This is a genomic window from Streptomyces albireticuli (genome assembly GCF_002192455.1).
Lineage (GTDB): Bacteria > Actinomycetota > Actinomycetes > Streptomycetales > Streptomycetaceae > Streptomyces > Streptomyces albireticuli_B.
The window spans coordinates 2328213-2354270 of sequence record NZ_CP021744.1; the positions used below are offsets into that span (position 1 = coordinate 2328213).

The 26058-nt window shown below is 72.3% G+C and carries 21 protein-coding genes; 4 read left to right on the forward strand and 17 right to left on the reverse strand.

From position 1 onward, the window contains the following. Positions 1–53: 53 nt before the first annotated feature. Complete coding sequence (locus SMD11_RS09620; RefSeq protein ID WP_087926057.1) at positions 54–887, forward strand: SAM-dependent methyltransferase; 834 nt, start codon at positions 54–56, stop codon at positions 885–887. A gap of 135 nt (positions 888–1022) precedes the next feature. Here the strand turns inward: SMD11_RS09620 and ffh are convergent, their stop codons facing one another. From ffh to SMD11_RS09645, 5 genes are all read right to left on the reverse strand, one after another. Then, entirely contained in the window at positions 1023–2570 is a 1548-nt protein-coding gene (gene ffh / locus SMD11_RS09625; protein WP_087926058.1) for a signal recognition particle protein, read from the reverse strand. Positions 2571–2646: 76 nt separating this feature from the next. Next, the gene (locus SMD11_RS09630) at positions 2647–5073 is read right to left on the reverse strand and encodes a [protein-PII] uridylyltransferase (RefSeq protein WP_087926059.1); all 2427 of its coding nucleotides are present in this window, start codon (positions 5071–5073) and stop codon (positions 2647–2649) included. Between the two features lie 19 nt (positions 5074–5092). Continuing rightward, complete coding sequence (locus tag SMD11_RS09635; RefSeq protein WP_087926060.1) at positions 5093–5440, reverse strand: P-II family nitrogen regulator; 348 nt, start codon at positions 5438–5440, stop codon at positions 5093–5095. Continuing rightward, positions 5437–6756, reverse strand: a complete 1320-nt coding sequence (locus tag SMD11_RS09640) for an ammonium transporter (protein WP_087926061.1) — start codon at positions 6754–6756, stop codon at positions 5437–5439. Before SMD11_RS09640 ends, SMD11_RS09635 begins: the two co-directional genes overlap by 4 nt. 296 nt (positions 6757–7052) lie before the next feature. Next, positions 7053–8573, reverse strand: a complete 1521-nt coding sequence (locus tag SMD11_RS09645; RefSeq protein ID WP_418952426.1) for a hypothetical protein — start codon at positions 8571–8573, stop codon at positions 7053–7055. A gap of 453 nt (positions 8574–9026) precedes the next feature. On the opposite strand from SMD11_RS09645, the gene SMD11_RS09650 reads away from it, so the two are divergent. Then, a complete protein-coding gene (locus SMD11_RS09650) occupies positions 9027–9698 on the forward strand; it encodes a bifunctional DNA primase/polymerase (RefSeq protein ID WP_087926062.1) in 672 nt (223 codons plus the stop codon). Between the two features lie 162 nt (positions 9699–9860). On the opposite strand, the gene ftsY is transcribed toward SMD11_RS09650, so the two are convergent. Continuing rightward, positions 9861–11096, reverse strand: coding sequence for a signal recognition particle-docking protein FtsY (gene ftsY, locus SMD11_RS09655; protein WP_087926063.1), 1236 nt, complete (start codon positions 11094–11096; stop codon positions 9861–9863). A 230-nt stretch (positions 11097–11326) separates the two neighbouring features. On the opposite strand from ftsY, the gene SMD11_RS09660 reads away from it, so the two are divergent. Further along, positions 11327–12799, forward strand: a complete 1473-nt coding sequence (locus SMD11_RS09660; RefSeq protein ID WP_087926064.1) for a purine-cytosine permease family protein — start codon at positions 11327–11329, stop codon at positions 12797–12799. Between the two features lie 423 nt (positions 12800–13222). Here SMD11_RS09660 and SMD11_RS09665 read toward each other — a convergent pair whose 3' ends face one another. The 4 genes from SMD11_RS09665 to SMD11_RS09680 form a co-directional block, all read right to left on the reverse strand. Next, complete coding sequence (locus SMD11_RS09665; protein WP_199843834.1) at positions 13223–14641, reverse strand: sugar porter family MFS transporter; 1419 nt, start codon at positions 14639–14641, stop codon at positions 13223–13225. 198 nt (positions 14642–14839) lie between these two features. After that, the gene (smc, locus tag SMD11_RS09670) at positions 14840–18397 is read right to left on the reverse strand and encodes a chromosome segregation protein SMC (RefSeq protein WP_087930385.1); all 3558 of its coding nucleotides are present in this window, start codon (positions 18395–18397) and stop codon (positions 14840–14842) included. 298 nt (positions 18398–18695) lie between these two features. Further along, positions 18696–18902 (reverse strand): hypothetical protein, encoded by a 207-nt coding sequence (locus tag SMD11_RS09675; RefSeq protein WP_087926066.1) that lies wholly within the window; start codon positions 18900–18902, stop codon positions 18696–18698. Between the two features lie 436 nt (positions 18903–19338). Continuing rightward, entirely contained in the window at positions 19339–19620 is a 282-nt protein-coding gene (locus SMD11_RS09680; RefSeq protein WP_087926067.1) for an acylphosphatase, read from the reverse strand. A gap of 380 nt (positions 19621–20000) precedes the next feature. On the opposite strand from SMD11_RS09680, the gene SMD11_RS09685 reads away from it, so the two are divergent. Continuing rightward, on the forward strand, positions 20001–20789 hold the full coding sequence (locus SMD11_RS09685; protein ID WP_087926068.1) for a CAP domain-containing protein: 789 nt from the start codon (positions 20001–20003) through the stop codon (positions 20787–20789). Positions 20790–20800: 11 nt separating this feature from the next. Here the strand turns inward: SMD11_RS09685 and mutM are convergent, their stop codons facing one another. The 7 genes from mutM to rsmD all read right to left on the reverse strand — a co-directional run bounded on the left by mutM (position 20801) and on the right by rsmD (position 26011). Next, positions 20801–21703, reverse strand: a complete 903-nt coding sequence (gene mutM, locus SMD11_RS09690; RefSeq protein WP_087926069.1) for a bifunctional DNA-formamidopyrimidine glycosylase/DNA-(apurinic or apyrimidinic site) lyase — start codon at positions 21701–21703, stop codon at positions 20801–20803. A gap of 94 nt (positions 21704–21797) precedes the next feature. Further along, on the reverse strand, positions 21798–22601 hold the full coding sequence (gene rnc, locus SMD11_RS09695; protein ID WP_087926070.1) for a ribonuclease III: 804 nt from the start codon (positions 22599–22601) through the stop codon (positions 21798–21800). Positions 22602–22620: 19 nt separating this feature from the next. Further along, complete coding sequence (gene rpmF, locus SMD11_RS09700) at positions 22621–22794, reverse strand: 50S ribosomal protein L32 (RefSeq protein ID WP_030087884.1); 174 nt, start codon at positions 22792–22794, stop codon at positions 22621–22623. 2 nt (positions 22795–22796) lie between these two features. Next, a complete protein-coding gene (locus tag SMD11_RS09705; protein ID WP_199843835.1) occupies positions 22797–23393 on the reverse strand; it encodes a YceD family protein in 597 nt (198 codons plus the stop codon). A 221-nt stretch (positions 23394–23614) separates the two neighbouring features. After that, complete coding sequence (locus SMD11_RS09710; RefSeq protein ID WP_087926071.1) at positions 23615–24805, reverse strand: cell division initiation protein; 1191 nt, start codon at positions 24803–24805, stop codon at positions 23615–23617. 100 nt (positions 24806–24905) lie between these two features. Further along, positions 24906–25415 carry a pantetheine-phosphate adenylyltransferase gene (coaD, locus tag SMD11_RS09715; protein WP_087930387.1) on the reverse strand — a complete coding sequence of 170 codons (510 nt, stop codon included), beginning with the start codon at positions 25413–25415 and terminating at the stop codon, positions 24906–24908. Beyond that, positions 25412–26011, reverse strand: a complete 600-nt coding sequence (rsmD, locus tag SMD11_RS09720; RefSeq protein ID WP_087926072.1) for a 16S rRNA (guanine(966)-N(2))-methyltransferase RsmD — start codon at positions 26009–26011, stop codon at positions 25412–25414. Before rsmD ends, coaD begins: the two co-directional genes overlap by 4 nt. Between the last annotated feature and the right edge of the window lie 47 nt (positions 26012–26058).

Below are 26058 nucleotides of genomic sequence, written 5' to 3' on the forward strand. Positions count from 1 at the left end.
GGCGGGGCAGATTCGGGCACGCACACGTCTCTCGGCGGATTGGGGCGCTTTCGATGACACCAACGCTCGTGCGGCGGCACCTGCCGTCCTCTTCGTCGCCCGGGTCCATGACCCGGGCCCGCGACTGGGCGGAGATCCAGGAACGGATGCTGGTGCCGCTCTACGAAGCGGTGTACGAACGGCTGGAGGTCGGGGCCGGCACCCGGCTGCTCAGCCTGGGCTGCGGCTCCGGGCTGGCACTCCTGATGGCGGCGGGCCGGGGCGCCTCGGTCCGCGGGGTCGACACCGACGGGCGGCGGCTGGCGCTGGCCCGTGAGCGCCTGGTGCCGGAGGACGCCCGCGAGGGCGGCGCGCGCCTGGGGCACGGCGGCCCGGAGTCCGTCGCGGACCCCGGCGGTCCGGCATTCAACCTCATCACGGCCTTCGACCCGCTCTACTGCGCGGGCGGCAGCGCCCGCGGCATGGCCGGGGCACTCGCCCGGGCGGCCGGCTTCGCCGAGCACGGCGCACCCGTCGTCCTGGCCGGCTGGGGCCCCCAGGAGCGCTGTGCGGCCTCCGGGGCGCTCCGGGTCGCGGCCCGGCTCGCGGACCCCATGTGCGCCCCCGCGCGCTGGCGCCCGAGCGGGCGCGACGACCTGGAGGAGCTCGCCCAGCGGGCGGGGCTGCGCCCCGACGGCTCCGGCCGGGTGGCGTGCCCGTACGGCTACGCCGACATGGGCAGCGCGGTCCGCGGCATGCTCTCCACGGGCGCCTTCGACGCGGCGGCCCGGGCCACGGACGAGGAGCAGGTCACCAAGGAGCTGGCCGAGGCCCTCCACCCTTACCTGCGCCGTGACGGCACCGTATGGATGCCCAATGTCTTCCGCTATCTCATAGCCCGCGTCTAGCGCACGCCGTAAGGACGCGCGCGAGCCTTACGGCGTGAGGGAACGCGCGCCCCGGCCGCCACGGCCCGACCCTCGCGCCCGTACGACGGAAGCCCCCCGCGGCCGACCGCGAGGGGCTTCCGGCTGTCCGTAAGGTCAGCCCATGAACTTCTTGAACTCATCCGGCAGTTCGAAGTTCTGCGCGGACTGACCACCCTGCGGCAGACCCAGCGGGTTCTCCGCCTGCTGCTCACGGCGGGCGGCCGCGGCCTGCTCCTCGGCCTTGCGCTTCATCGGGTTCCCGCTCTTGCGCTTGCCCTTGGCCTGCTTGACCTGCTTCTTCTTACGGGCCGCGCCGCCACCCATGCCCGGCATGCCCGGCATCCCGGGCATGCCGCCGCCCTGGGCCATCCGCGACATCATCTTGCGGGCGTCGAAGAAGCGCTCCACCAGGTTCTTCACGGCGCTGACCTCCACGCCGGAGCCCTTGGCGATACGGGCGCGACGGGAGCCGTTGATGATCGTCGGGTCCTGGCGCTCGGCCGGGGTCATCGACTTGATGATCGCGGCCGTGCGGTCGACGTCGCGCTCGTCGAGGTTGTTGATCTGGTCCTTGATCTGGCCCATGCCGGGCAGCATCCCGAGCAGCTTGCTGATGCTGCCCATCTTGCGGACCTGCTCCATCTGGGACAGGAAGTCGTCGAGCGTGAACTCCTTCGGCCCCTTCGCCAGCTTGGCCGCCATCTTCTCGGCCTCGTCCTGGCTGAAGGTCTGCTCGGCCTTCTCGATGAGGCTGAGCATGTCGCCCATGCCGAGGATGCGGGACGCCATGCGGTCCGGGTGGAACGCGTCGAAGTCGTCCAGCTTCTCGCCGTTGGAGGCGAACATGACCTGCTTGCCGGTCACGTGCGCGACCGACAGCGCGGCACCACCGCGGGCGTCGCCGTCGAGCTTGGAGAGCACCACGCCGTCGAAGCCGACGCCGTCGCGGAAGGCCTCGGCGGTGTTGACCGCGTCCTGACCGATCATCGCGTCGACGACGAACAGGACCTCGTCCGGGCTGACGGCGTCGCGGATGTCCGCGGCCTGCTGCATCAGCTCCTGGTCGATGCCGAGGCGGCCGGCGGTGTCGACGATCACGACGTCGTGCTGCTTGGACCGGGCGAACTCGATGGAGTCCTTGGCGACCTGCACCGGGTCACCGACGCCGTTGCCCGGCTCCGGGGCGTAGATCGCGACACCGGCGCGCTCGGCGACGACCGCGAGCTGGTTGACGGCGTTGGGGCGCTGGAGGTCACAGGCGACGAGCAGCGGGGCGTGGCCCTGGCCCTTGAGCCAGTGGCCGAGCTTTCCGGCCAGCGTCGTCTTACCGGCACCCTGGAGACCGGCGAGCATGATGACGGTCGGCGCGGTCTTGGCGAAGCGCAGGCGCCGGGTCTCGCCGCCGAGGATGCCGATGAGCTCCTCGTTGACGATCTTGATGACCTGCTGGGCGGGGTTGAGCGCCTGGGAGACCTCGGCGCCGAGGGCGCGCTCCTTGACCTGCTTGATGAACGAGCGGACGACCGGGAGGGCGACGTCGGCCTCGAGCAGGGCGATGCGGATCTCGCGTGCGGTGGCGTCGATGTCCGCCTCTGACAGGCGGCCCTTGCCCCGGAGGTTCTTGAACGTCGCTGCGAGGCGGTCGGAGAGGGTATCGAACACGGTGGTCGCGGATCCTTCTTGTCGGGTCTCAAGTCGGCGGCTGACCCCCAAGGGTATCCGCACACTCCTGGTGCGGTCAGCCGCCCAGTACCTGCTCCACCTCGGAGGCGACGGAGGCGGCCGCTCCGGCCGTCAGCGGAGCCCCCTCCCCCGTCGTCACATAGAACGCGTCCACGGCGTTGGAACCCAGCGTCGAGACGTGCGCGCTGCGCACCCACACCCCCGCCGCCTCCAGGGCCCGGCCGATGCGGTGCAGCAGTCCCGGGGCGTCCTGGGCCCGCACCTCCAGCACCGTCGCGTCCCGCGATCCGCCGGCGGCGACGGTCACCCGGGGCGGCGCGTGCGTAATTCCCCTGCGCCGGTCGCTGTACGCGGCCTCGCGCTCGGCCAGCCGTGCCACGACGTCGAGCGAGCCGTCCAGCACCCGCACGAGGTCGTTGCGCAGGTGCGCGGGCTCCGGCAGGGAGCCGAACTCCGTCGCCACCCGCCAGTTCAGCAGCAGTGCGCCGTCGACGGCCCGCAGCTCCGCGGCGCGGACCGTGAGGCGGTGCAGGGCCAGCAGGCCGGCCGTCGCGGGCAGCACCCCGGACCGCTCGGGGACGGCGATCGTCAGCTCGACGCCGACCGGGACGGCCGCGTCGTCCGGGGCCGTGCCCTCCGGGCGCGAGCGCAGCCGCACGGCCGGGCCGCCGGTGCGCAGGGCCTCGGCGACGACGCGGGCGTCCTCGGCGGAGGGCGGGCCCGGGGCGCGGCGGTCCGGGGCGGCGCCGTCCGCGAGGGCGGCGGCCGCGCGGCGCACCAGGTCCGCCACCAGCGAGGCGCGCCAGGTGCTCCAGGCCGCGGGTCCGGTGGCGAGGGCGTCGGCCTCGGTGAGGGCGTGCAGCAGCTCCAGGGTGCCGGGGTGCGCGACGGCGTCGGTGACGGCGCGGACGGTCGCGGGGTCGTCGAGGTCGCGGCGGGTGGCGGTCTCGACGAGCAGCAGGTGGTGGCGGACGAGCGTGGCCAGGACCTCGGTGTCGGCGGGTCCGAAGCCGATCCGGGCGGCCGCCTCCCGGGTGAGGGCCTCGCCGGCCGCGGAGTGGTCGCCGGGCCGGCCCTTGCCGATGTCGTGCAGCAGAGCGGCGACGAGCAGCAGATCGGGGCGGCCCACACCGCGCGCGAGGCCCGCCGCGCGGACGGCCGTCTCCACGAGGTGGCGGTCGACGGTCCAGCGGTGCACCGGGTTGCGCTGCGGGCGCGAGCGCACGTGCTCCCATTCGGGCAGCAGCCGGGAGACGAGGCCCTCGGCGTCGAGGGCCTCCCAGACCACGACGGCCGGCTCGCCCGCGCCGAGCAGCGTGACGAGCGCCTCGCGGGCCTCGGCGGGCCAGGGCACCGGCAGCGGGCCCACGGTGGCCGCGAGCCGCCGCGCGGCGTGCGGGGACAACGGCAGGCCCGCCTGCGCCGCCGCGGCGGCGGCGCGCAGCGGCAGCACGGGGTCGCGCTCGGGCCGGGCCGTACGGGCCAGCACGGCCTCGCCGTCCTGCTCGACGACGCCTTCGGCCAGCGGCACCCGCTCGGGCTCCACGAACCCGCCCCGCCCGCCGCGGCCGCCGAGGATCCGCCGCAGCCGGGGCCGCCCGGAGCGGGCGCGCAGGACGCGGCCGACCTCGCGCCAGGTCACGTCGGCGGCGTACGAGACGGTGCGCGCGGCCTCGTAGACCTCGCGCAGCAGGGCGTCGGCGCCGGGCAGGCCGAGGGCCGTGGCGATCTGGTCCTGCTCCTGGAGGGCGAGCCGGTCGGTGGCGCGGCCGGTGACCAGGTGCAGGGCGTCCCGGGTGTCGAGCAGCAGGCCGCGGGCCCGCTCCAGGCCCTCGCGCGGGGCGTCCGCCAGCCAGGAGGCGGCGACGGCGCGCAGGGCGGTGGCGTCGCGGAGCCCGCCGCGCGCCTCCTTGAGGTCGGGCTCCAGCAGGAACCGCAGTTCGCCCTGGCGCCGGGCCCGCTCCTCGCCGAGCTCGCGCAGCTCCGGCAGCCTGAGCGGCGCCTGGGCCCGCCAGTCGGCGTAGGCGGTGGCGCGCAGGGCGGCGGTGAGCCGGTCGTCGCCGCCGAGGTGGCGGGCGTCGAGCAGGCCGAGGTGGACCTTGAGGTCGCCGGCGGCGGTCTTACGGGCCTCGGCCGGGGTGCGCACGGAGTGGTCGAGCGCGAGGCCCATGTCCCACACGGGGTACCAGACGCGGTCGGCGACGGCGGCGATCTTCGAGGCGTCCGCGGAGCCGTCGTGCAGCAGCATGACGTCGAGGTCGCTGCGCGGGGACAGCTCCCCTCGTCCGTAGCCGCCGACGGCCACGAGGGCGACGCCCCGCGCCTCGCCGAGCAGCGCGGCCAGCCACTGGTCGGTGAGCCGGGCGAGCGCGGCGCGGCGCGGCGGTCCGGTCAGCGCGCCCTGGTGCAGGAGGCGCAGCCGGGCCGCCGCGTAGCCGTCGGGGCGGGGGTCGCTCGCCGTGGTGGCCGGGGTGTCCGTCAACACAGGCTCCCTCCTGGGTTCACAGGGCGTCGGGTCCGCGCTCGCCGGTCCGGACGCGGACGACGGTCTCGACGGGGACCACCCAGACCTTGCCGTCGCCGATCTTTCCCTGGTCCCCCGAGCGGGCGGCTCCGACGACGGTGTCGACGACCCTGTCGGCGTCGCCGTCCTCGGCGAGGACCTCTATGCGGATCTTCGGTACGAGGTCGACGGTGTACTCGGCGCCGCGGTAGACCTCGGTGTGGCCGCGCTGCCGGCCGGATCCGCTGGCCTCGCTGACGGTCATGCCCCGGACGCCGATGGCCCGTAGTGCGGCCTTGATCTCGTCGACCATGTGCGGCTTGACGACCGCGGTGATGAGCTTCATGCGTCCACCTTCTTGTTCGCCTGCTTGTCCTGCGTGCCGCTCTCGTCGTCCCGGCCCGGAGCGGCGTGGCCGGGGACGGCGGGGTGTCCGCCGCCGCGGGTGGCGGAGACGCCGCCGACCGCGCTGAAGTCGTAGGCGGTCTCGGCGTGGAACGCCTGGTCGATGCCGCCGAGCTCGTCGTCCTCGGCGGCCCGGAGGCCGATCGTCCGGTCGACCAGCTCGGCCAGGAGCCAGGAGACGACGAAGGAGTAGGCCATCACCGAGAACGCCCCGGCGGCCTGCCGGCCGAGCTGGGTGAGGCCGCCGACGCCGTCGGTGGCGAGGAGTCCGACGAGCAGGGTGCCGATGACGCCGCCGACCAGGTGCACGCCGACCACGTCGAGGGAGTCGTCGAAGCCGAGCTTGAACTTGATGCCGACGGCCCAGGCACAGACGGCTCCGGCCACGAGGCCGATGAGGATCGCCCCGAAGGCGCCCACGGCCGCGCCGGCCGGGGTGATGGCGACGAGGCCCGCGACGGCTCCGGAGGCGGCGCCGAGCGTGGTGAACGCGCCGTGCCGGACGCGCTCGTAGGCGAGCCAGCCGAGCATCGCGGCGCCGGTCGCCACCTGGGTGTTCAGCGCCATGTTAGCGGCGGTGCCGTTGGCGGCGAGCGCCGAGCCGGCGTTGAAGCCGAACCAGCCGAACCACAGCAGGCCCGCGCCGAGCATCACCAGCGGCAGGCTGTGCGGGCGCATCGGGTCCTTCTTGAAGCCGATGCGCTTGCCGACCACGAGCACCGCGGCGAGGGCGCCGACGCCCGCGTTGATGTGGACGGCCGTGCCGCCGGCGAAGTCGATCACCTTGAGCTTGAAGAGCCAGCCGTCGGCCTGCCAGACCCAGTGGGCGACGGGGAAGTAGACGACCGACACCCAGAGGGTGATGAAGACGGCCCAGGCGCTGAACTTCACCCGGTCCGCGAGTGCCCCGCTCATCAGCGCGGGGGTGATGACCGCGAACATCAGCTGGAAGAGGGCGAAGGCGAAGACGGGGATGCCTTCCTTGCCGCCGGTCAGGGTCTCCGGGCTGATGCCCTTGAGGCCGATGTGGTCGAAGTTCCCCAGCAGGCCGGCGCCGAGGTCGTCGCCGAAGGCGAGGGAGTAGCCGTAGAGGACCCACAGCACGGTGACGATGCCGAGCGAGATGAAGGACATCATCAGCATGTTGAGGGCGCTCTTGACCCGCACCATGCCGCCGTAGAAGAAGGCCAGCCCCGGTGTCATCAGCATGACGAGCGCGGCACTGATCAATACGAAAGCGGTATCTGCGCCATTCACGGTCGCGTCCCCTCACAGCGGCGGCCCGTACGGGCAGGATCTCAGCGGGCCGGTTTTCGCCATGAGGTTCGCGCAGCGGGATTTCAGTCGATGCGGCCGGTTGTTTCGCGGCAGTGACGATGGCCCCGTGCGTGTTACGCCCGGATGAACCGCGGGGGGACGCCGTTCCGCTCGGTGTCGCCCGTTCGTCATCGGGCGACCGACCGCGACGACCGCCCTGTGTGACCTGGCGTGGGGGAGCCGAGTCGGGCTGTACGGGAAGGTCGCCGCGGCCGGGATCAGGGGCCGGAAGAAGCTCAGACCGCGTGCACGGCCTCCGCCGATTCCGGCAGGTGGACGCCCAGCTGTTCGGTGAGCGCGACGACCTCGGCGACCTCGCCGAAGTCCCGGACGGCGTTGTCCACGGTCTTGCGGAGGCGGTTGTTGACCCGCTCCGAGCGGACCTGCTTGGCGATCTTCAGCGCCCTCCCGGCGAGGACCGTGGACTGCTCGGGCTCGCGCTCCATCAGGTGCACGGTGGCCATGCCGATGAGGTTGAGCGCATACGACCGGTGGTGCTCCGTGTCCTGCTCGAAGAGCTCGACCGCTCGCTCCATCTTGGGGCGCGCGAGGGAGGCGTAGGTCGGGCTGCGGCCGGCCACATAGGCGAGGTCGCGGTAGGAGTGGGCGTTCTCGGCGTTGAGCTCGGCCTCGGAGAAGAAGCGGATCCAGTCGGGGTCGCCGTCGCCCGTGGCACAGTCGGAGAAGCAGTCCTCCGCCATGTTCACCGCGCGCTTGCACTTGGCGGGCTGGCCCATGTTGGCGTAGGCGCGGGCCTCGACGGCGTAGAGCATCGCCTGGGTGCGGGAGGTGGCCGTCTCGCGGGAGCCGTACTGCCCGAGGTGGATCAGCTCCAGGGCGTCGTCCGGCCGGCCGAGATGGATCATCTGCCGGCTCATGCTGGAGAGGATGTACGAGCCGAGGGGGCGGTCGCCGGCTTCCTTGGCGGCGTGCAGGGCCAGCACGAAGTACTTCTGCGCGGTGGGGTGGAGGCCGATGTCGTAGCTCATCCAGCCGGCCAGCTCGGCCAGCTCGGCGGCGGCCCGGAAGAGCCGCTTGGAGGTGGCTTCCGGCTGGGGCTCCTGGAGCAGGTCGGTGACCTCGTGGAGCTGGCCGACGACGGCCTTGCGGCGCAGGCCGCCGCCGCACTGGGCGTCCCACTGCCGGAACATCATGGTCGTGGACTCGAGGAGGTCCAGCTCGGGCGCGGAGAGGCGGGACGCGCGGGCGGCGGACTGCCCGTCGCGCAAGTCGCGGCCGGACGGGCCGGGGGCCAGCCAGCGCTGCATGGGCTCGATCAGCGCGGGGCCGGCGGAGAGGGCGAGGGAGGCGCCGAGGAAGCCCCGGCGGGCCAGCATCAGGTCGCTGCGGGAGAACTCGCTGATGAGCTCCACGGTCTGGGGGCCCGCCCAGGGCAGGTCGACCCCCGAGACGGAGGGCGACTGATGGGCGGTGCGCAGGCCGATGTCCTCGATGCCGACGACACAGCCGAAGCGCTCGGAGAACAGCTCGGAGAGGATCTTCGGGATCGGCTCGCGCGGCTGCTCGCCGTCGAGCCAGCGGCGGACACGTGAGGTGTCCGTGCTGATGTGATGGGCGCCGAGCTGTCGCGCTCTGCGGTTGACCTGGCGCGCCAGCTCGCCCTTCGACCAGCCGCTGCGCAGGAACCAGGAGCCCAACTGCTCGTTGGGACGCTTCTCGGCCCGATCGGGCCGATCGGACCTGTCGGCCTTGTCGGCCCTTTCGGCACCTTCGGCGCCGCTGCCGTTGCCGCCCACCTGGAAGCCCCCATCCCGAAACTCTGCTCTGTGCGTGAACCGCGGACAGCCCGCCGTCCGTCGCGGCGGCGCGTCCGGCGATGCAACACCCCGGTCAGGGGTAGTAACGACCGAGCGGCGGTACGGGCCACGCCCTCGGGCGTACCCGCCGGTGGGTGCATCTCCTTGGGTCCGTGCACCGAAAGTAATCCTACGATCACCGCTCCCGCGAGTGCAGTCCAGTAAACGCCACCATTCGCCACCCCAAGGAATGAACTCAACCGCACCTCTACGCGATTGACTTGACACATGGCGATCAGGACGGGGGCGGACCGGAGCGCGCCATGGCGCATGGCCCGCTCCGCACCACCTGTCGCGCACCGTCACGCCGCCACGGAAAGGGATTCAGCAACCGTCCGTGTTCGAGACACTCCGAGTCGTAACCATCGGCGAGCACGACCCGTTGGAGGGGGCATGGGCTTCACAATCGGCGGCATCCGGGACCTGCGCTCGAGCTCTCGGCGCCGCGGACGCGCGTCGGAGTACGCGACCACGGTGGCGGAGTACACCGGCCTGTGGGGATGGGACGTCGTCCCGGGCGCCCGCGCCACCCGCGGCGGGGGCGTGATGTGTTCGTGCGGCGCCGACGACTGCCCCTCCCCCGGCGCGCACCCGCTGTCCTTCGCGCCGCCGGTCCCCGCGGGTGCCACGCTCCACGCCGCCGCGGCCGCGTGGGCCGAGGTGCCGGGCGCCGCCGTCCTGCTGCCCGTGGGCCGCTCGTTCGACGTCCTGGAGGTCGCCGAGCCGGTCGCCCGGCACGCGCTGGCCCGGCTGGAGCGGATGGGGCTGCCGCTGGGCCCGGTGGCGCTGACGCCGCACGGCCGGGCGCTGTTCTTCGTGGCGCCCGGCGCCGCCGCCGAGCTCCCCCAGCTCCTCTACCGCATGGGCTGGGACGACGCCCGGCTCGACCTGCGCTGTCTGGGCCCCGGCGACCACATCACGGCCCCGCCCTCCGACCACGCGGGCCTGGGCCCCATGCGCTGGCTGCGCGCGCCGACGCTGGACACGGCGGGCCGCCCTCCGGAGGCCCGGCTGCTGCTGGGCACCCTGGCGTATGTCTGCCACCGCACGCCGTCCCGCGGCTGAGCGCCCCGGGAGCCATGGGCGGACCACCGCCCGCACAGACGTCGGGGCCCCGCCGCAGCTGCACCTGCGGCGGGGCCCCGACATGGTCCGGGAGAGTGTGCCCCTCCGGATGATCCGGCGACTCCGGGTCACCGGACGGCCGGTCTCACCGGCCGTCCGGCGTCACTCCCCGATCAGGGCGTCGACGAACGCCTCCGGCTCGAACGGCGCGAGGTCGTCCGCGCCCTCACCGAGACCCACCAGCTTCACCGGCACGCCCAGCTCACGCTGGACGGCGACGACGATGCCGCCCTTGGCGGTGCCGTCGAGCTTGGTGAGCACGATGCCGGTGATGTCCACGACCTCGGCGAAGACCCGCGCCTGGACCAGGCCGTTCTGACCGGTGGTGGCGTCGAGGACGAGCAGCACCTCGTCGACCGAGCCGTGCTTCTCCACGACGCGCTTGACCTTGCCGAGCTCGTCCATGAGGCCGGTCTTGGTGTGCAGGCGGCCGGCGGTGTCGATGAGGACGACGTCGGCGCCCTCGGCGATGCCCTCCTTGACGGCGTCGAAGGCGATCGACGCCGGGTCGCCGCCCTCGGGCCCGCGGACCGTACGCGCACCGACGCGCTCGCCCCAGGTCTGGAGCTGGTCGGCGGCGGCGGCGCGGAAGGTGTCGGCCGCGCCGAGGACCACGGACTTGCCGTCCGCGACGAGCACCCGGGCGAGCTTGCCGGTGGTCGTGGTCTTGCCGACGCCGTTGACGCCGACGACCAGGACGACGCCCGGCTTCTCCTCGCCGTTCACGCCCACGCCGGGTTCGGTGTGGACGCTGCGGTCGGAGTCCGTGCCGATGAGGGTGAGGAGCTCCTCGCGGAGCAGGGTGCGCAGCTCGTCGGGCGTGCGGGTGCCGAGCACCCGGACGCGCTCGCGCAGCCGCTCCACCAGCTCCTGGGTGGGGGCGACGCCGACATCGGCGGTGAGGAGGGTGTCCTCGATCTCCTCCCAGGTGTCCTCGTCGAGGTGCTCACGGGAGAGCAGGGTCAGCAGACCCTTGCCGAGGGAGTTCTGGGAGCGGGAGAGCCGGGTGCGCAGCCGGACGAGCCGGCCGGCGGTGGGCTCCGGGACCTCGATCTCGGGGGCGGCCGGGGCCTCGGGGAGCTCCGGCTCGACGACGGGCGCCTCGGCCGCGGGGGCCTCGGCGACGGGCAGGTCCACCTCTTCGATGGGCCTGCGGGGTTCAGCGGTCGGGGTCTCGGCCTCCTCGCCGACGTGTGGCTCGGCGGGCGGCGCGGTGACGGACGGGCTGCTCGGCGGGGCCGGGGGCAGCTGCTTCTTCTTACGGCTGCTGACCACGAGCCCGCTGATCGCGCCGAGCGCGACCACAGCGATGACTACAGCAAGGATGACGATTTCCATAACGCACCCAGTATCGGACACCTCGCCGTCGGCGCACGGCCGCGCCGCTGACATGTGACTTGCTACCCAGTTCGTACTTAACGACAAGGACCAAAGCCACTAACCGACCAAAGTTGGAGCAAAGTACGATGGCGTGACCCTGTGTGACGCGCGTAGAGTCCGCAGCGTCTCTTTCTGCCCAGGCCTCAGCGCTTGACCCGCCCCCGCTTCACCCGCACGGAGCCCCCCACATGGACAACGTCGTCCCCGCCGATTCCGAAGGCGCAATAGAAACCCGCGGCATCGAGCCCGTACCGGATCACGAGCGCCACGGCAGGGTCCGCGAGCTCTTCCCGACCTGGGTCGCCGCCAACATCAGCGTGCTGCTGCTCACCATGGGCGCCGCCCTGGTGGTCTTCAACCAGCTGAACTTCTGGCAGGTCCTCATCGTCGCCGCGTGCGCCGCGCTCGCGTCGTTCGGCATGGTCGGCGTGCTGTCGGTCTCCGGCAAGTGGGGCGGCGCCCCGGGCGCGATGCTCTCCCGCGCGACCTTCGGCGTCCGCGGCAACCTCTTCCCGGGCGCGATCCTGTGGGTCGCCCGCTTCGGCTGGGAGACGATCAACGCGGTCACCGGCGCGTACGCGGTGCTGACCGTTCTCGATCTGCTCTTCGGCATCAAGAGCAACAACATCCTCATCGTCATCACGCTGTTCGTGTTCGTCGCCTGCACCTTCCTGGTGAGCGGCATGGGCCGTAAGGCCCTGAACGTCTGCAACACGTGGTCGACGTACCTCTTCGGCATCTTCAGCGTGCTGGTGCTCGGCTATCTGATCGCCAACATCCACTGGGACGACGTCTTCTCCAAGCCCGCCGGCACCACGGCGATGATGATCGCCGGTATCGGCACCATCGCCGCCGGCGGCATCAGCTGGGTGCCCACCGGCCCCGACTTCACGCGCTACCTCCCGCACGCCGCGTCCGGCAAGAAGATCGCCGGTGTGACGATCTCCGGTGCCGGTCTGGTGATGGTCCCGATGGTGCTGATGGGCGCGGTCATGGCCGTGGCCACCCCCGGTCTGGCCGACGCGCCGGACCCGGTCTCCTTCCTCGGCGACATCCTGCCGACCTGGCTGGCCGTGCCGTACCTGATCACCGCGATCGTCGGCATGCTGCTGATCAACAGCCTCTCGATGTACTCCGCCGGCTTCACCGCCCAGACCATGGGCGTGAAGCTGCCGCGCGCGATGGCCGTCAGCATCAACGCCCTGATCTCGCTGGTCGGCGGCCTGCTGCTGATGCTGGTCGCGAAGAGCTTCCTCAGCTCCTTCATCACCTTCCTGATCCTGCTCGCGGTCTCCTTCTCCGCCTGGATCGGCGTCTACGCCGTCGACATGGCCCGCCGCCGGTCGCGCGCCGTGCGCTACGACGCGGAGGGCCTGATGGACACCGGCCGCACCAGCCGCTACTGGTACGTCGGCGGTTTCTGCTGGCAGGCGATGACGGCGTGGACCGTCGCCCTGGCCGCCGGCATCTGCTTCACCAAGTGCGACTGGTTCACCGGTCCGCTGGCCTCCACCTTCGTCGGCAAGTACGGCCTGAGCTGGGCCGCGACGATCGCCATCTCGGCGATCCTGATGGCGGTGCTGCCCACGCCGAAGGAGGGCGGCTCCTCCGAGGACGCGGTCGAGGCCGGTTCTTCCTCCCCGGAGAAGGTCGCGGCCTAGCGCGTCTGCGCCTGATTCATCGGGTGCGGCTGGTTCAACGAACGTCCCCTTCGCTGCTGCTGCGGCGGAGGGGGCGTTTCTGTTTGTGCGGGGCTGTTTGTGTGGGGCTGATTGTGCGGGTGGCTTCTGCGGCGCCGGCTCGTCCGCCGGTGCGGGCCGCCTCCGGGGTGCGGGTCCTGCGCCGCCCCTGCCCCCGCCGTGGTCCGCCGCCGCGCCGCGCCGCCTTCGGCGTGGGCCGGTGGGGGCTGGGGCAGGGGGCGGGGCGCTCCGGGTGTCGCCCCCGGCGTTCTCGGCCCACCCGGTCAGAGCCCACCACGGGTCGAGAGGTCGCCTTCTCCGTCGTCGCCTGTACACGCCAAAGGGCGCTGCCCCGGCTCGTCGGTGAGCCGGGGCAGCGCCCTTGAGGAGAGGGCAGCGGGGGGGTTAGCCCATCTCCTCCAACGCCTTGCCCTTGGTCTCCTTCACGAACTTCATCACGAAGGGGATCGAGAGCACGGCGAAGACCGTGTAGATCACGTACGTACCGGACAGGTTCCAGTCCGCCAGGCTCGGGAAGCTCGCGGTGATGGCCCAGTTGGCGACCCACTGCGCGGACGCCGCCACACCGAGCGCCGCGGCACGGATGCGGTTCGGGAACATCTCGCCGAGGAAGACCCAGACCACGACACCCCACGAGAGGGCGAAGAAGAGCACGAACGCGTGGGCCGCGATCAGGGCCACCGTGCCTTCGGTGGTCGGCAGGGAGCCGTCGGCGGCCTTGGCGGAGAAGGCCCAGGCCTCCAGGGCCAGGGAGACGGCCATACCGGCGGAGCCGACGAGCGCGAGCGGCTTGCGGCCGATGCGGTCGACGAAGATCATCGCGATCACGGTGCCGACGATGTTGATGATCGACGTGGTGAACGAGTAGAGGAACGAGTCGCTCGGGTCGATGCCGACGGACTGCCAGAGGGTGGCCGAGTAGTAGAAGGCCACGTTGATGCCGACGAGCTGCTGGAAGACCGAGAGGCCGATGCCGACCCAGACGATGGGCAGCAGGCCCGCCTTGCCGCCGAGGAGGTCCTTGAAGGTGGACTTCTGCTCGCTGTGCATGGCCAGCTCGATCTCGGCGACGCGCTTGTCGAGGTCGATGCCGCGGCCCTCGACCTCGGCCAGGACGGCCTTCGCGCGGTCGATCTTGCCGACGGAGATCAGGAAGCGCGGCGACTCGGGGATCGCGAAGGAGAGCAGGCCGTAGAGGACGGCCGGGACGACCATGACGCCGAGCATCAGCTGCCAGGCCTCGATGCCCATCACGTGACCGCGCTGGTCGCCGTCGGCGAGGTTGAGGATGCCCCAGTTGACGAGCTGGGAGACGGCGATGCCCACCACGATGGCGGCCTGCTGGAAGGAGCCGAGGCGGCCGCGGTACGCGGGCGGGGAGACCTCGGCGATGTAGGCCGGGCCGATGACCGAGGCCATACCGATGGCGATGCCGCCGAGGACGCGCCAGAAGGCGAGGTCCCAGAGGGCGAAGGGCAGTGCCGAGCCGACCGCGCTGATCGTGAAGAGCGTCGCGGAGATCTGCATGACGCGGATCCGGCCGATGCGGTCCGCGAGGCGGCCCGCGGTGGCGGCACCGATCGCGCAGCCGATCAGGGCGATGGCGATGACCTGGGCCAGAGCGGCGGAGCCGATGTCGTACTTCCCGCGGATGCCCTCGACAGCGCCGTTGATCACGGAACTGTCGTAGCCGAAGAGGAAGCCACCCATGGCCGCTGCCGCGGTGATGAAGATGACATGGCCGAGGTGGTCCGGCTGGGCCTTGCGGCCCTCGGACCCCTGCGCCATCGCAGTGCTGGTCAACGTGAACTCCTGAGGCCCGGCGGCATTGCCGGGCGTGGGGGGCTGGCCCTTCAAGTGGGGCATAACTCCTTGGGGCCCACCACTTGAAGGTATTAGCAACGGTGCAGACCTTATGCCTTCAATTTTCTAAGTCAATAGGTCGTAACCAAGAAGTTTCCTCAGAGCTTCCCCACTGTTGCGTTCAACACTTGAAGACGATCACCGCAGACGCTGGCTGATGACCTTGGAAACCCCGTCCCCCTGCATGGAGACGCCGTAGAGCGCGTCCGCGACCTCCATGGTCCGCTTCTGATGAGTGATCACGATCAGCTGGGAGCTCTCCTGGAGCTCTTCCATGATCCTGATCAGCCGCTGGAGGTTGGTGTCGTCCAGCGCCGCCTCGACCTCGTCCATCACGTAGAACGGGCTCGGGCGGGCCTTGAAGATCGCCACCAGCAGCGCCACCGCGGTCAGCGAGCGCTCGCCGCCGGACAGCAGGGACAGCCGCTTGACCTTCTTCCCCGGCGGGCGCGCCTCGACGTCCACGCCCGTCGCGAGCATGTCGCCGGGATCGGTCAGGACGAGCCGTCCCTCGCCCCCGGGGAAGAGCCGGGAGAACACTCCCTCGAACTCACGGGCCGTGTCCCGGTAGGCCTCCGTGAAGACCTCCTCGACCCTTCTGTCGACGTCCTTCACCACCTGAAGGAGATCGCTGCGGGTCTTCTTCAGGTCCTCCAGCTGTTCGGAGAGGAACTGGTGCCGCTCCTCCAGCGCCGCGAACTCCTCCAGGGCCAGCGGGTTCACCTTGCCCAGCTGCTGGTACGCGCGCTCGGCCGCCCTCAGCCGCTTCTCCTGCTCGGCCCGTACGTACGGCACGGCGATGTCGTCCGACGACTCCTCGTCCTCGGCCGGCGCCTGCGGTACGGGCTGGTCGGGCCCGTACTCCGCGACCAGGGCCGCCGGTTCCACGCCCAGCTCCTCCAGGCTCCTGGCCTCCAGCTGCTCGATGCGCAGGCGCTTCTCGGCGCCCAGGACCTCGCCCTTGTGCACCGAGTCCGTGAGCTTGTCGAGCTCGCCCTTGAGCTCCCGGCCCCGGTTCCGCTCGGCGACCAGCTCGCGTTCCCGCTCGGCCTTCGCCGCCTCGGCGTGGGTGCGCTCCCCCTCGGCGCGGACCAGCGACACCTCGACGTGCGCCAGCAGCTGCCGGGCGCCGGCCGCCACGGCCGAGGCGACCCGCGCCTCGTGCCGCAGCCGGGCGCGCCGCTGTTCGGCGCGCGCCCGCGCCTCCCGCTCGGCGCGTGCCGCGCGGTCGAGGCCGTCCGCCCGTCCGGCGAGCGCCTTGACCCGCTCCTCGTGCGTACGGACCTGGAGGCGCGCCTCCATCTCGGTCTGGCGGGCGTTGGCCCCGTCGGCCGCGAGCCGGTCGCGGACGGCGGTGTCCGGCTCCTCGGTGTCCTCGGGAGCCGCCTCCTCCGCCACGGCCAGCTGTTCGGCGAGTTCCCCGGCCTCTTCAGTGGCCCGGACGAGCGCCTCCTCGGCCCGGGTCACGGCGGCGGCCGTCCTGCCCGCCTCGTCGGCCGCCGCGCGCGCCTGTCCGGCGAGCCGTCCCAGCGCCTGCGCGACCTGGGACTTCTCGCGGTCCGCGACGCTGCGCCGGGCCGCGAGCTCCTCCACGCGCGCGGCGCACGCCGCACGCCGTTCGCCGGCGGCGCGCTGAGCGGCCGCCAGCTCCGCGCACCGGGCGTCCAGTCCGGTGAGTTCGGCCGTGGCCTCGTCCACCGCCGAGTGGACCTCCAGGAGGCTCGGGGCGCCGCCGGAGCCTCCCTGCGCGAAGTGGGAGCCGAGCAGATCGCCTTCGGCGGTGACGGCGGTGAGCTCCGGGCGCGCCGTGACCAGCTCCTCGGCGTCCTCCAGCGTCGCGACGACCACGACGTCCCGCAGCAGCCGCGCGACGGCGGCCAGCGGACCGGCGGGTCCGCGGACGAGGTCGGTGGCGGGCACGGCGCCCGCCGGCAGGCCGGCGGGGCGGGGCGCGGGAGCGTCCTCGGGTGCCGGGGTCGCCTGTGCGATCAGGAGTGCCGCCCGTCCCGCGTCGTCCTTACGGAGCAGCCGTAGGGCCCCGGCCGCGGTCGCCGTGTCCGTGACGGCCAGGGCGTCGGCGGCCGCGCCCAGCGCGGCGGCGACCGGCAGTTCGTGGCCGGGGGCGACGGAGAGCAGTTCCGCCGCCGGTCCGAGCAGTCCGCCCAATCGTTCCTGCGCGGCCAGCAGCGCGCCCGTGCCGTCCTTACGGCGCAAGCCGAGCGCAAGGGCGTCGCGGCGGGCGGCGGTCGCGGCGCGGCGGCGCTCGGTCGTCGTCGCCGTCTCGCGGGCCTCGGTCAGGGCGGCCTCGGCGGCGGCCAGCTCCCGGCGGGCCTCCTCGTACAGACCGGCGAGCTCCGCGTCGCCGGCGTCGAGCCCTTCGACCTCGGCGCGGTGGCGCTCGTACTCCTCCTGTGCGGCGGTGGCCCGCTCCAGGGCCTCGTCGCGGGCGGCGGCCAGCCGGTCGATCTCGGCCTGGGCGGAGGCCGCGCGGCCGTGGGCCGCGGTCACCTTTCCCTGGAGCCGGGCCAGGCCCTCGCGGTGGGCGGCGACGGCCCGCGCGGCGTCCCTGAGCCGCCGTTCCTCCTCCGCCAGGCGGCGCTCCAGCTCCGCGCGGTGCTCCGCCGTGTCCTCCAGGGCGCGGCCCGCCGCTTCCAGGGCCGCCTCCAGCTCGGCCTCCTGCTCGCGGATCCGGGCCGCCTCGCGCTCCAGGTCCTCCGGGTCGCGGCCGCGCCGCTCCTCGCCGGGTGCCGAGGTGGCGCTCGTGACGCGCTGGTCCGCCAGGCCGATCGTGCCGCGCACCCGCTCCGCGAGCCGGGACAGCTCGTACCAGGTCTGCTGGGCCTGAGCCAGCCGCGGGGTGAGGGCGCGGACCTGCTCCTCCAGCGCGGCCTCGCGCAGCGCCGCCTCGCGGAGATCGGCCTCGGCGGCCTCCTTGCGGGCCTTGAGCGCGGCTTCGTCCGCGAGCTCCGCGCGCAGCGCCTCCCGCAGGGTCACGAGGTCGTCGGCGAGCAGCCGCAGCCGGGCGTCGCGCAGATCCGCCTGGATGACCGCGGCCCGGCGGGCGACCGCCGCCTGCCGCCCGAGCGGCTTGAGCTGGCGCCGGAGTTCGTCGGTCAGGTCCTGCACGCGCGCGAGGTTGGCGCGCATGGCGTCGAGCTTCCGCAGCGCTTTCTCTTTGCGTTTGCGGTGTTTCAGTACGCCCGCGGCCTCCTCGATGAAGGCCCGGCGGCCCGTCGGGTCGGCGTGCAGGACGGAGTCGAGCTGCCCCTGGCCGACGATGACGTGCATCTCGCGGCCGATGCCGGAGTCGGAGAGCAGCTCCTGGATGTCGAGCAGCCGGCAGGTGTCGCCGTTGAGCTGGTACTCGCTGCCGCCGTTGCGGAACATCGTCCGCGTGATGGTGACCTCGGCGTAGTCGATGGGGAGCGCGCCGTCGGAGTTGTCGATCGTGAGGGAGACCTCGGCGCGGCCCAGCGGCGGGCGGCCGGTCGTCCCGGCGAAGATGACGTCCTCCATCTTGCCGCCGCGCAGCGACTTCGCGCCCTGCTCGCCCATGACCCAGGAAAGGGCGTCGACGACGTTGGACTTACCCGACCCGTTGGGGCCGACGACACAGGTGATGCCCGGTTCGAAGCGCAGGGTCGTCGCGGAAGCGAAGGATTTGAACCCACGCAGGGTCAAGCTCTTGAGGTGCACGCGGAAGGACTCTACCGCCCGGGTGCCCACGGCCACGGCGTCGCCACGGCACCCGGCACGAGCCCGCCGGCCCGGCCCCCGTTTCCCTTTTTGGTTTCACGCCGGAACGTCCCGGGCACATCAGTGTCGTGAGGGGGGCAAAGGAAAAAACGAAAAAATCGACCGCAATCGTCTGACGGTCATACGATCGGACAGCCGCGGCCTGGCGGGATACGACGAAGGGACGCCGAAGCGTCCCTTGCAACTCTCAAGCGGCTGACAGTGCAGCCCGACCAGGCCCCCGGGGCAGGGCTGGCGGTCAGGCGAGCGCAGGCTCCGCGTGGGATACGTCGATGCTGTCGAGCAACGAGTCGCCGTGGTGAGCGGCGGCAGACAGCGCGTCGTTCTCGGCCTGCATCCGAATGAGCTCGGATTCCAGGTCCTGGACACGCTGCTGAAGCCGTCGCATCTCGGAGAGGACTCGGGGGTCGGAGCCGCCGACGTAACCGAGAAGCGCCTTTGCCATGATGGATGGTCCTCCACACTGAGTGACCGACCGAAGCGGTGTGGGTCGTGAGGGATTCGCACCCGCGGTGTCTGCCATCGCTACTGCGTCTTCAATGCCAAACAGCTAAGGTGCGCGGGGCTTCCAGAGTCTCACCAAAAGTTTTGACGGTCAACACGATCACACCCCGTATCCGCAGGCGTCCCAAGGGTGCGCGGCGCAGAATGCGCGGCGACCATCCGACCTGGGGCCCGGAGGGGCGTGGAGATCATCCGTTGAGTGGCAGCCTTCCACGCCGGGGCCGAGTTGGCAACCATCAGGGAATTTCTGCCTTCCGAATATGCCAGCGGCATATCAATAAGGTCATCGCGGCCCACGCCGCCCCTTCTTCACGACCCCCCTCCCGGGTCTTCTCCCGTCTTCCCGGGAGAAGATTCGTTTTTTTGATCGGTAGGGGTCAACGAATCTCGAAACCGTCATAACCCCCGCGTGGCGTACCCCAGAGCTCGGTGACGCCGTCCACGCGGCCGGGCGTGTCACCGTCACGCAGCCAATCGAGCAATTGTTCGCAGCTCAGGCGACCGCCCTCCGCGACGACCTGCACCCGTCCGTCGGCGAGATTCGAGGCGAAGCCGGCGAGCCCTCCGATACGCAAAGCGTTCTCGCGGGTGAACCAGCGGAAGCCGACACCCTGCACATGACCACGGACCCAGACCGTCAGACGGACATCTTCGTTCATGTCTGCACGCTAACCGGCCAATTGCGTACGCAGCACTTTGACCCCGTCCCTATTGCCGTACAGTCGCCGCTCAACAGGTCTAGCCCGTACGAGTGACGCACCACAACGCCGAGCACGTAAGGAAGGCAGCGGATGGGTCGCCATCGACGCTCTGCCCCCCAGACCCCCCGTCGCACGCCGGCGACTCCCCCGCGGCCCCCGCTCCCCCGCCCCGCAGGGCGGCCGGTTCCGGCCCCCCTCACCCGACGATCCCGCTCCCCACGACACCCGCCAGGCCCGACAGGCCCGTCGCGCCCCCTGCGCCCCCCGCGCCCCCGCCCTCGTCACGCACCCGGGCCAAGGCCCCCGTACGCACGGGGCTGCTGGGCGCCTCCGCCGCGATGGCGATGGGCGTGGTCGCCGTCGCCTCCGGCTTCTTCTCCGGCGGTGACGCCCTCCAGCTCGGCAGCGGCCCCAGCGGCGGCGGGCAGGTGCGGACCGAGGACCCGCCCGCGCTGGAGACCGGGGCCGAACCACCCGTCGCCCCCGCTCCCGGGCGCGGCCGGCTCCCGGTGGGCCACGGCGCGGAGCGCCCGCACGGCCGCACCGCCCCCGTCGCCCGGTTCGACACCCCCGCCCCGGCCGACTCCGGGACACCCTCGGCACAGCGGCCCGCAGCCGACCCCTCTTCCCCCGCTCCCGCGGACGAGGCGCACGGCCCCCCGAGCCCCGTCACCGCCACCCCGGCCGTCGCGTACAACACCGGCTCCGCGGGCGCCCGGCCCTCGGAACCCGCGGCCGACACCCTCCGGGCGGGCCCGGTGGCCCAGATCCTGGCCCTGGTCAACGAGGAGCGGGCCAAGGCGGGTCTCACACCCCTGGTCGCCAGCCACCGGCTCAGCGTGCTCGCCCAGTCCTTCAGCGACGACATGGCCCGGCGCGGCTTCTTCTCCCACACCGACCCGGACGGCCGGACGCCCTGGGACCGCGCCGCCAAGCGCGGCATCGGCAATCTCGGCGGCGAGAACATCGCCCGCGGCCACCCGGACGCCCGCGCCGTGATGGAGGCCTGGATGCGCAGCACCGGCCACCGCGCCAACATCCTCAACCGCGCGTACCGCACCCTCGGGATCGGGGTGAACCTCAACGGCGCGAACGGCCCCTGGTGGACCCAGGACTTCGGCTACTGACCCGGTGTCCGTCAGGCCGGGCGCGGCGGGCGCTGGCAGCGCGGGCAGAAGTAGCTGGACCGGTTCATCCAGGGCCGCCGGCGCATGGCCGTGCCGCAGCGGCGGCACGGCTCGTCCTCGCGCCCGTACGCGTCCAGGGACCGGTCGAAGTAGCCCGACTCGCCGTTCACGTTGACGTAGAGGCTGTCGAAGCTGGTGCCGCCGACTGCCAGGGCCTCGTTCATGACCTCGCGGATGTGCGTGAGGAGCTCGGCGCTGCGCGGGCGGGTCAGGGTGGCCGTCGGGCGGTCGTAGTGCAGCCGGGAGCGCCACAGCGCCTCGTCGGCGTAGATGTTGCCGACGCCGCTGATCAGCGACTGGTCGAGCAGGGCCCGCTTGACGGTCGTGCGGCGCCGGCGCAGGGCGGCGTGGAAGGCGGCCTCGTCGAAGCCGGGGTCCAGGGGGTCGCGCGCGATGTGCGCGATCACGTCGGGGAGGCCTTCGGGGTCGCCGGTCACGGTGTCGTGCAGCGACAGGCCGCCGAAGGTGCGCTGGTCCACGAAGCGCAGCTCCGTGGGGGTGGCGTCGGCGAAGCGGACGCGGATGCGCAGGTGCTTCTCGGAGGGGGCGTCGTGCGGCTGGACGAGGAGCTGGCCGCTCATGCCCAGGTGCGCGAGGACGGACCGGTCCGGAGTGGTGGGGCCTTCGGCCGGGCCCTCGGCCGGTTCGGCCTCCAGGGGCAGCCAGAGGTATTTGCCGCGCCGGTGAGCCACGCCGAGGCGGCGGCCGGTCAGCTGGGCGGCGAAGTCGTCGGGGCCCGCGAGGTGCCGGCGGATCGCGCGGGGGTGCAGGACCTCCACCTCCGCGACCGTGCGCCCGCAGATCCATCGCTCCAGGCCGCGCCGGACGACCTCGACCTCGGGCAGTTCGGGCACGGTGCTCCTCCGGAAGAGTCCTCAAGGGTACGGCGCCGTCATCGCGATCGCCGGGTGGCCCGAAGGGCACACCCGGCGATCGACGACGCGAGCGTCACGAAGTGGCGTCGGCCTCGGCCTCTGCCTTGGCCTCGGCCGCACGGGCCTCCGCCGCCTCGTGGATGGCGCGCCAGGCGGCTTCCGCCGCCTGCTGCTCCGCTTCCTTCTTGCTGCGGCCGGTGCCGGTGCCGTACGCGACACCACCGACGCGGGCAGCAGCCGTGAAGGTCTTCTCGTGGTCGGGACCGGTCTCGGAGACGAGGTACTCCGGGACGCCCAACCCCTCGGTGGCGGTCAGTTCCTGGAGGCTGGTCTTCCAGTCCAGGCCGGCGCCGAGGTTCGAGGACTTCTCGATCAGCGGATCGAAGAGCCGGTGCACGAGCTCGCCGGCGGCTTCGAGGCCCTGGTCCAGATAGACCGCCCCGATCACCGCTTCCAGGGTGTCGGCGAGGATGGACGCCTTGTCGCGACCCCCCGTGCCCTCTTCACCGCGGCCGAGCCGGATGAAGGAGCCCAGCTCCAGTCCGCGGCCGACCTCGGCCAGCGCACGGGAGTTGACCACCGCGGCGCGCAGCTTGGCGAGCTGGCCCTCGGGGAGGTCGGGGTGGATGCGGTAGAGCGTGTCCGTGACCACCAGACCGAGCACGGAGTCCCCGAGGAACTCCAGTCGTTCGTTGGTGGGCAGCCCGCCGTTCTCGTACGCGTAGGAACGGTGAGTCAGCGCACGCACCAGAAGGGCGGTCTCGAGTCTGTACCCGAGCCGCCCTTCCAGAAGCGTGTGAGACGAGGCCGTGTCCGTCGGCGCCTTCGGTTCCGGTTCGTTCCCGCGAGTGCGGGACGACCTGGTGGCGTCTGACATGAAGCCTGTCACCCGCCGATCAGACCTCGAGGACCTGGCGCTTGTTGTAGGTGCCGCAGCTCGGGCACGCGATGTGCTGGAGCTTCGGCTCGTGGCAGCTAGCGCATGCCACCAGGGTGGGGACCGCAGCCTTCCACTGCGACCGGCGGTGGCGCGTGTTGCTGCGCGACATCTTCCGCTTCGGAACAGCCACGGCTACTTCTCCTGTGAGTCATCCCCGTCGGAACGGGGTGCGTTGTCCATCTCGCCGTCCTGGGGTGAACCGGCGAGTCCCTTCAGTGCCGCCCAACGGATGTCGACGGACTCATGGTGGTGGTCCGGGTCGTCCGCCAGCCGCGCTCCGCACTCGGAGCACAGGCCGGGGCAGTCTTCCTGGCACACCGGCTGCAGCGGCAGTGAGAGCACCACCGCATCCCGCAGCACGGGTTCGAGGTCGATCATGTCGTCCTCGAGGAAGAGCGTGTCCTCCTCGTCTTCCTCGGCGTCGTCGTCCGTGGCCGCGAGGCGGCTCCGGGCGTCGGCGTCGGGGTAGGAGTACATCTCCTGGAAGTCCGCGTCGAGCTCTCGCTCCAGCGGCTCCAGACACCTTACGCACTCCCCTGTCAGCGGCGCACGGGCGGTGCCTGTGACAAGCACCCCTTCCATGACCGACTCCAGTCGGAGGTCGAGCTCCACCGTCGCGCCCTCGGCGATCCCGATGACCTCGATGCCGAGGTCCGCGGGGGCCGGGACGGAGCGGGCGACCCTCTTCAGCGCGCCGGGACGCCGGCCCAGCTCACGCGTGTCGAACACGAGAGGGGAACGGTGATCAAGGCGGGCGTTCAGGGTTTCCTGCTTTCTACGCTGCGGTGTCGGCCGCGCCCGACGCTCGGAGGCGTCGCGGGCAGCCCTGATCGCGAATGCACACGCGACCGATGAGCCAGGATACTGGACGGGCCGCCGTAGACCCAATCGGCGGCCGGGCGGCGGCCGGGTACCGGCTGTTCAGCGCCGGGCCGGGGCGCTCCGGGCCGTCAGAGCCCCTGTTCGTACCGGCGCAGCTGATCGAGGTCGATCATGCTCGTGTCGAAGAGGCTGGTCTCGTCGAGCTGAGGCCGGTGGGCCTGATGAGACTGGTGGGACTCATGGGCTGCCTGCGGCTGCTGCGACTCCTGATGCCGGGGCTCCGGCACATAGCCGCCCTGCGCCCCGTAGCCGTCCGTGGCGGCCTGCGCGGGCCAGGCGTAGGGGTCGTGCTGGGTGTAGCCGCCCTGCGGGGCGTACGGGTCGGCCTGCGGGGCGTACGACGGGTAGACGTACGGGTCCGGCTGGTAGGCCGCGGCATAGGGGTCGGCGTAGCCGCCGTGGCCGGTGTAGTCGGGCTGGGCGGGCGGCCGGGCGGGCAGCGACGTCACCGAGACCACCTCCGGCTCGGCGGGGCCCGCCGGGGCGGCGTGCCCGGTCTGCGCGGCCGGTGCGGTCCGCGCGGCGGTCCGCTGGGGCGCGGCCAGCTCGGCGAGGAAGTCGGCGTCACTGGTGCGGTGGCCCGCGGGGAGCTGCTCCTGGGCGGCCATGTGGGCTCCCAGCTCGTCGGCCGGGCGGGCGCCGAGCAGCTTCTGGCGGCCCTTGCCCACGGCTTCGAGGGTGCCGGCGAGGACGGCCGCGACGGCGCCGAGCCGGGCGTCGGCGTAGGCGTCGACGCGCTCCTTCTGGACGCGCGGGTCGGAGCTGGGCTCCGGGACGTCGTCGAGCGTGCCGTCGGGGTCGGCGGTGCCCGGTCCGGCGCGGCCCAGGAGCTTCTCGCGGCCCCGGTCGATCGAGCCCAGGGTCTTGGTGAGGACGACCTCGAAGTTGGCGAGCTTGCTGTCGACGTAGTCGTCGGCCTCGGCGCGGATCTCCTCGGCCTCGCGGCGGGCGGCCGCGAGGATGCGGTCGGCCTCGTCCTGGGACTGCCGGGCGACCTCGGTGTCGGAGATCAGCGACCCGCGGTGGGCGCGGGCGGACTCGATGATCCGCTCCGCCTCCTCGCGGGCGTCGGCGACGAGCCGCTCCCGGCCGTCGATGAGTTCCTCGGCCCGGGCCAGGGAGTCGGGCAGCGCGGAGCGGACCTCGGCCAGCAGGGCGAGCAGCTCGGAGCGGTTGACCACGCAGGAGGCCGACATGGGCATGGACCGGGCTCCGGAGACGGTCGCCACGATCTCGTCGAGCTTCTTCTGCACGTCCACCTTGACGCTCGCCGCTCTCTCTTGGCCGATGGGAACGAACGGGGACGACTGTACGGCCAGTCGGCCCCCGCCCGACACCTGTTGACGCGCTGTCAGCGCGTCAGCGGTCGCCGAGCCGTTCGGTGAGCGCCTCCAGCACCAGCGGCGGCACCAGGTGGGAGACGTCCCCGCCCCAGGCCGCGACCTCCTTGACCAGGCTGGAGGAGAGGAAGCTGTAGGTGGGGTTGGTGGGGACGAACAGGGTCTCGACGCCCGAGAGGCCGTTGTTCATCTGGGCCATCTGGAGTTCGTAGTCGAAGTCGCTGACGGCCCGCAGCCCCTTGACGATCGCGGGGATGTCGCGCTGCTTGCAGAAGTCGACGAGCAGGCCGTGGAAGGACTCCACCTGCACGTTGCCGTACTCCGCGGTGACCTGGCGGAGCAGGTCTATCCGCTCGTCGACGGTGAACAGTCCCTGCTTCGACTTATTGATCATCACCGCGACGTGCACGACGTCGTACAGCCTGGAAGCGCGGGCGATGATGTCGAGGTGTCCATTGGTGACGGGGTCGAAAGACCCCGGACAGACGGCGCGGCGCAACAGTGGTTCCTCGCTCTCCGGTCCATTCATGACGCGCATGGCGATGTCTCTGCGGTGCACGTCGAGGCGGCGCGACCGTACCAAAGCGTTCCCTCGCCGTAGCGACGGGCCCTCAGTGCGGCGAACCCGTCCGGCCAGGGGAATTCCCCGCCCCTGGTGCTGCGCTCCACGGTGACCAGCGCGTCGTCGGCAAGCCAGCCCTGGGTGCGGAGTGTGAGGAGAATCTCGCGGAGCGCGGCGTCCTCGACCACGTAGGGCGGGTCGAGGAACACCACGTCGTACGGGTGGGTGGGCGCGGGTCCGGCGACGACCTGCTCGGCCTTTCCGGCCCGGACCTCGGCGCCCGGCAGGCCGACCGCGCGGACGTTGTCCCGGATGGTGCGGACGGCGCGGGCGTCGGCCTCCACCAGCAGGGCGTGCGCGGCGCCGCGCGAGAGCGCCTCCAGACCGACCGCGCCGGACCCGCCGTAGAGGTCCAGGACGCGCGCGCCCTCCAGGGGGCCGTACAGCGACTCCCAGGTGGAGAACAGGCCCTCGCGCGCCCGGTCGGAGGTGGGGCGGGTGCCCGTGCCGGGCGGCACGGCGAGGCGGCGTCCGCCGGCGGCGCCGGCGATCACGCGGGTCATCGGTCCTGGTGTCCTTCGCGGTGGGTGACGGGGCGGCGGCGCCGTAC

Excerpts from the sequence above, each read along its gene's own strand:
- SMD11_RS09620 (WP_087926057.1), top strand. The coding sequence starts at position 54 with ATGACACCAACGCTCGTGCGGCGGCACCTGCCGTCCTCTTCGTCGCCC.
- SMD11_RS09635 (WP_087926060.1), bottom strand. The coding sequence starts at position 5,440 with ATGAAGCTCATCACCGCGGTCGTCAAGCCGCACATGGTCGACGAGATC.
- SMD11_RS09650 (WP_087926062.1), top strand. The coding sequence starts at position 9,027 with ATGGGCTTCACAATCGGCGGCATCCGGGACCTGCGCTCGAGCTCTCGG.
- ftsY (WP_087926063.1), bottom strand. The coding sequence starts at position 11,096 with ATGGAAATCGTCATCCTTGCTGTAGTCATCGCTGTGGTCGCGCTCGGC.
- SMD11_RS09660 (WP_087926064.1), top strand. The coding sequence starts at position 11,327 with ATGGACAACGTCGTCCCCGCCGATTCCGAAGGCGCAATAGAAACCCGC.
- SMD11_RS09675 (WP_087926066.1), bottom strand. The coding sequence starts at position 18,902 with ATGGCAAAGGCGCTTCTCGGTTACGTCGGCGGCTCCGACCCCCGAGTC.
- SMD11_RS09680 (WP_087926067.1), bottom strand. The coding sequence starts at position 19,620 with ATGAACGAAGATGTCCGTCTGACGGTCTGGGTCCGTGGTCATGTGCAG.
- SMD11_RS09685 (WP_087926068.1), top strand. The coding sequence starts at position 20,001 with ATGGCGATGGGCGTGGTCGCCGTCGCCTCCGGCTTCTTCTCCGGCGGT.
- rnc (WP_087926070.1), bottom strand. The coding sequence starts at position 22,601 with ATGTCAGACGCCACCAGGTCGTCCCGCACTCGCGGGAACGAACCGGAA.
- coaD (WP_087930387.1), bottom strand. The coding sequence starts at position 25,415 with ATGAATGGACCGGAGAGCGAGGAACCACTGTTGCGCCGCGCCGTCTGT.
- rsmD (WP_087926072.1), bottom strand. The coding sequence starts at position 26,011 with ATGACCCGCGTGATCGCCGGCGCCGCCGGCGGACGCCGCCTCGCCGTG.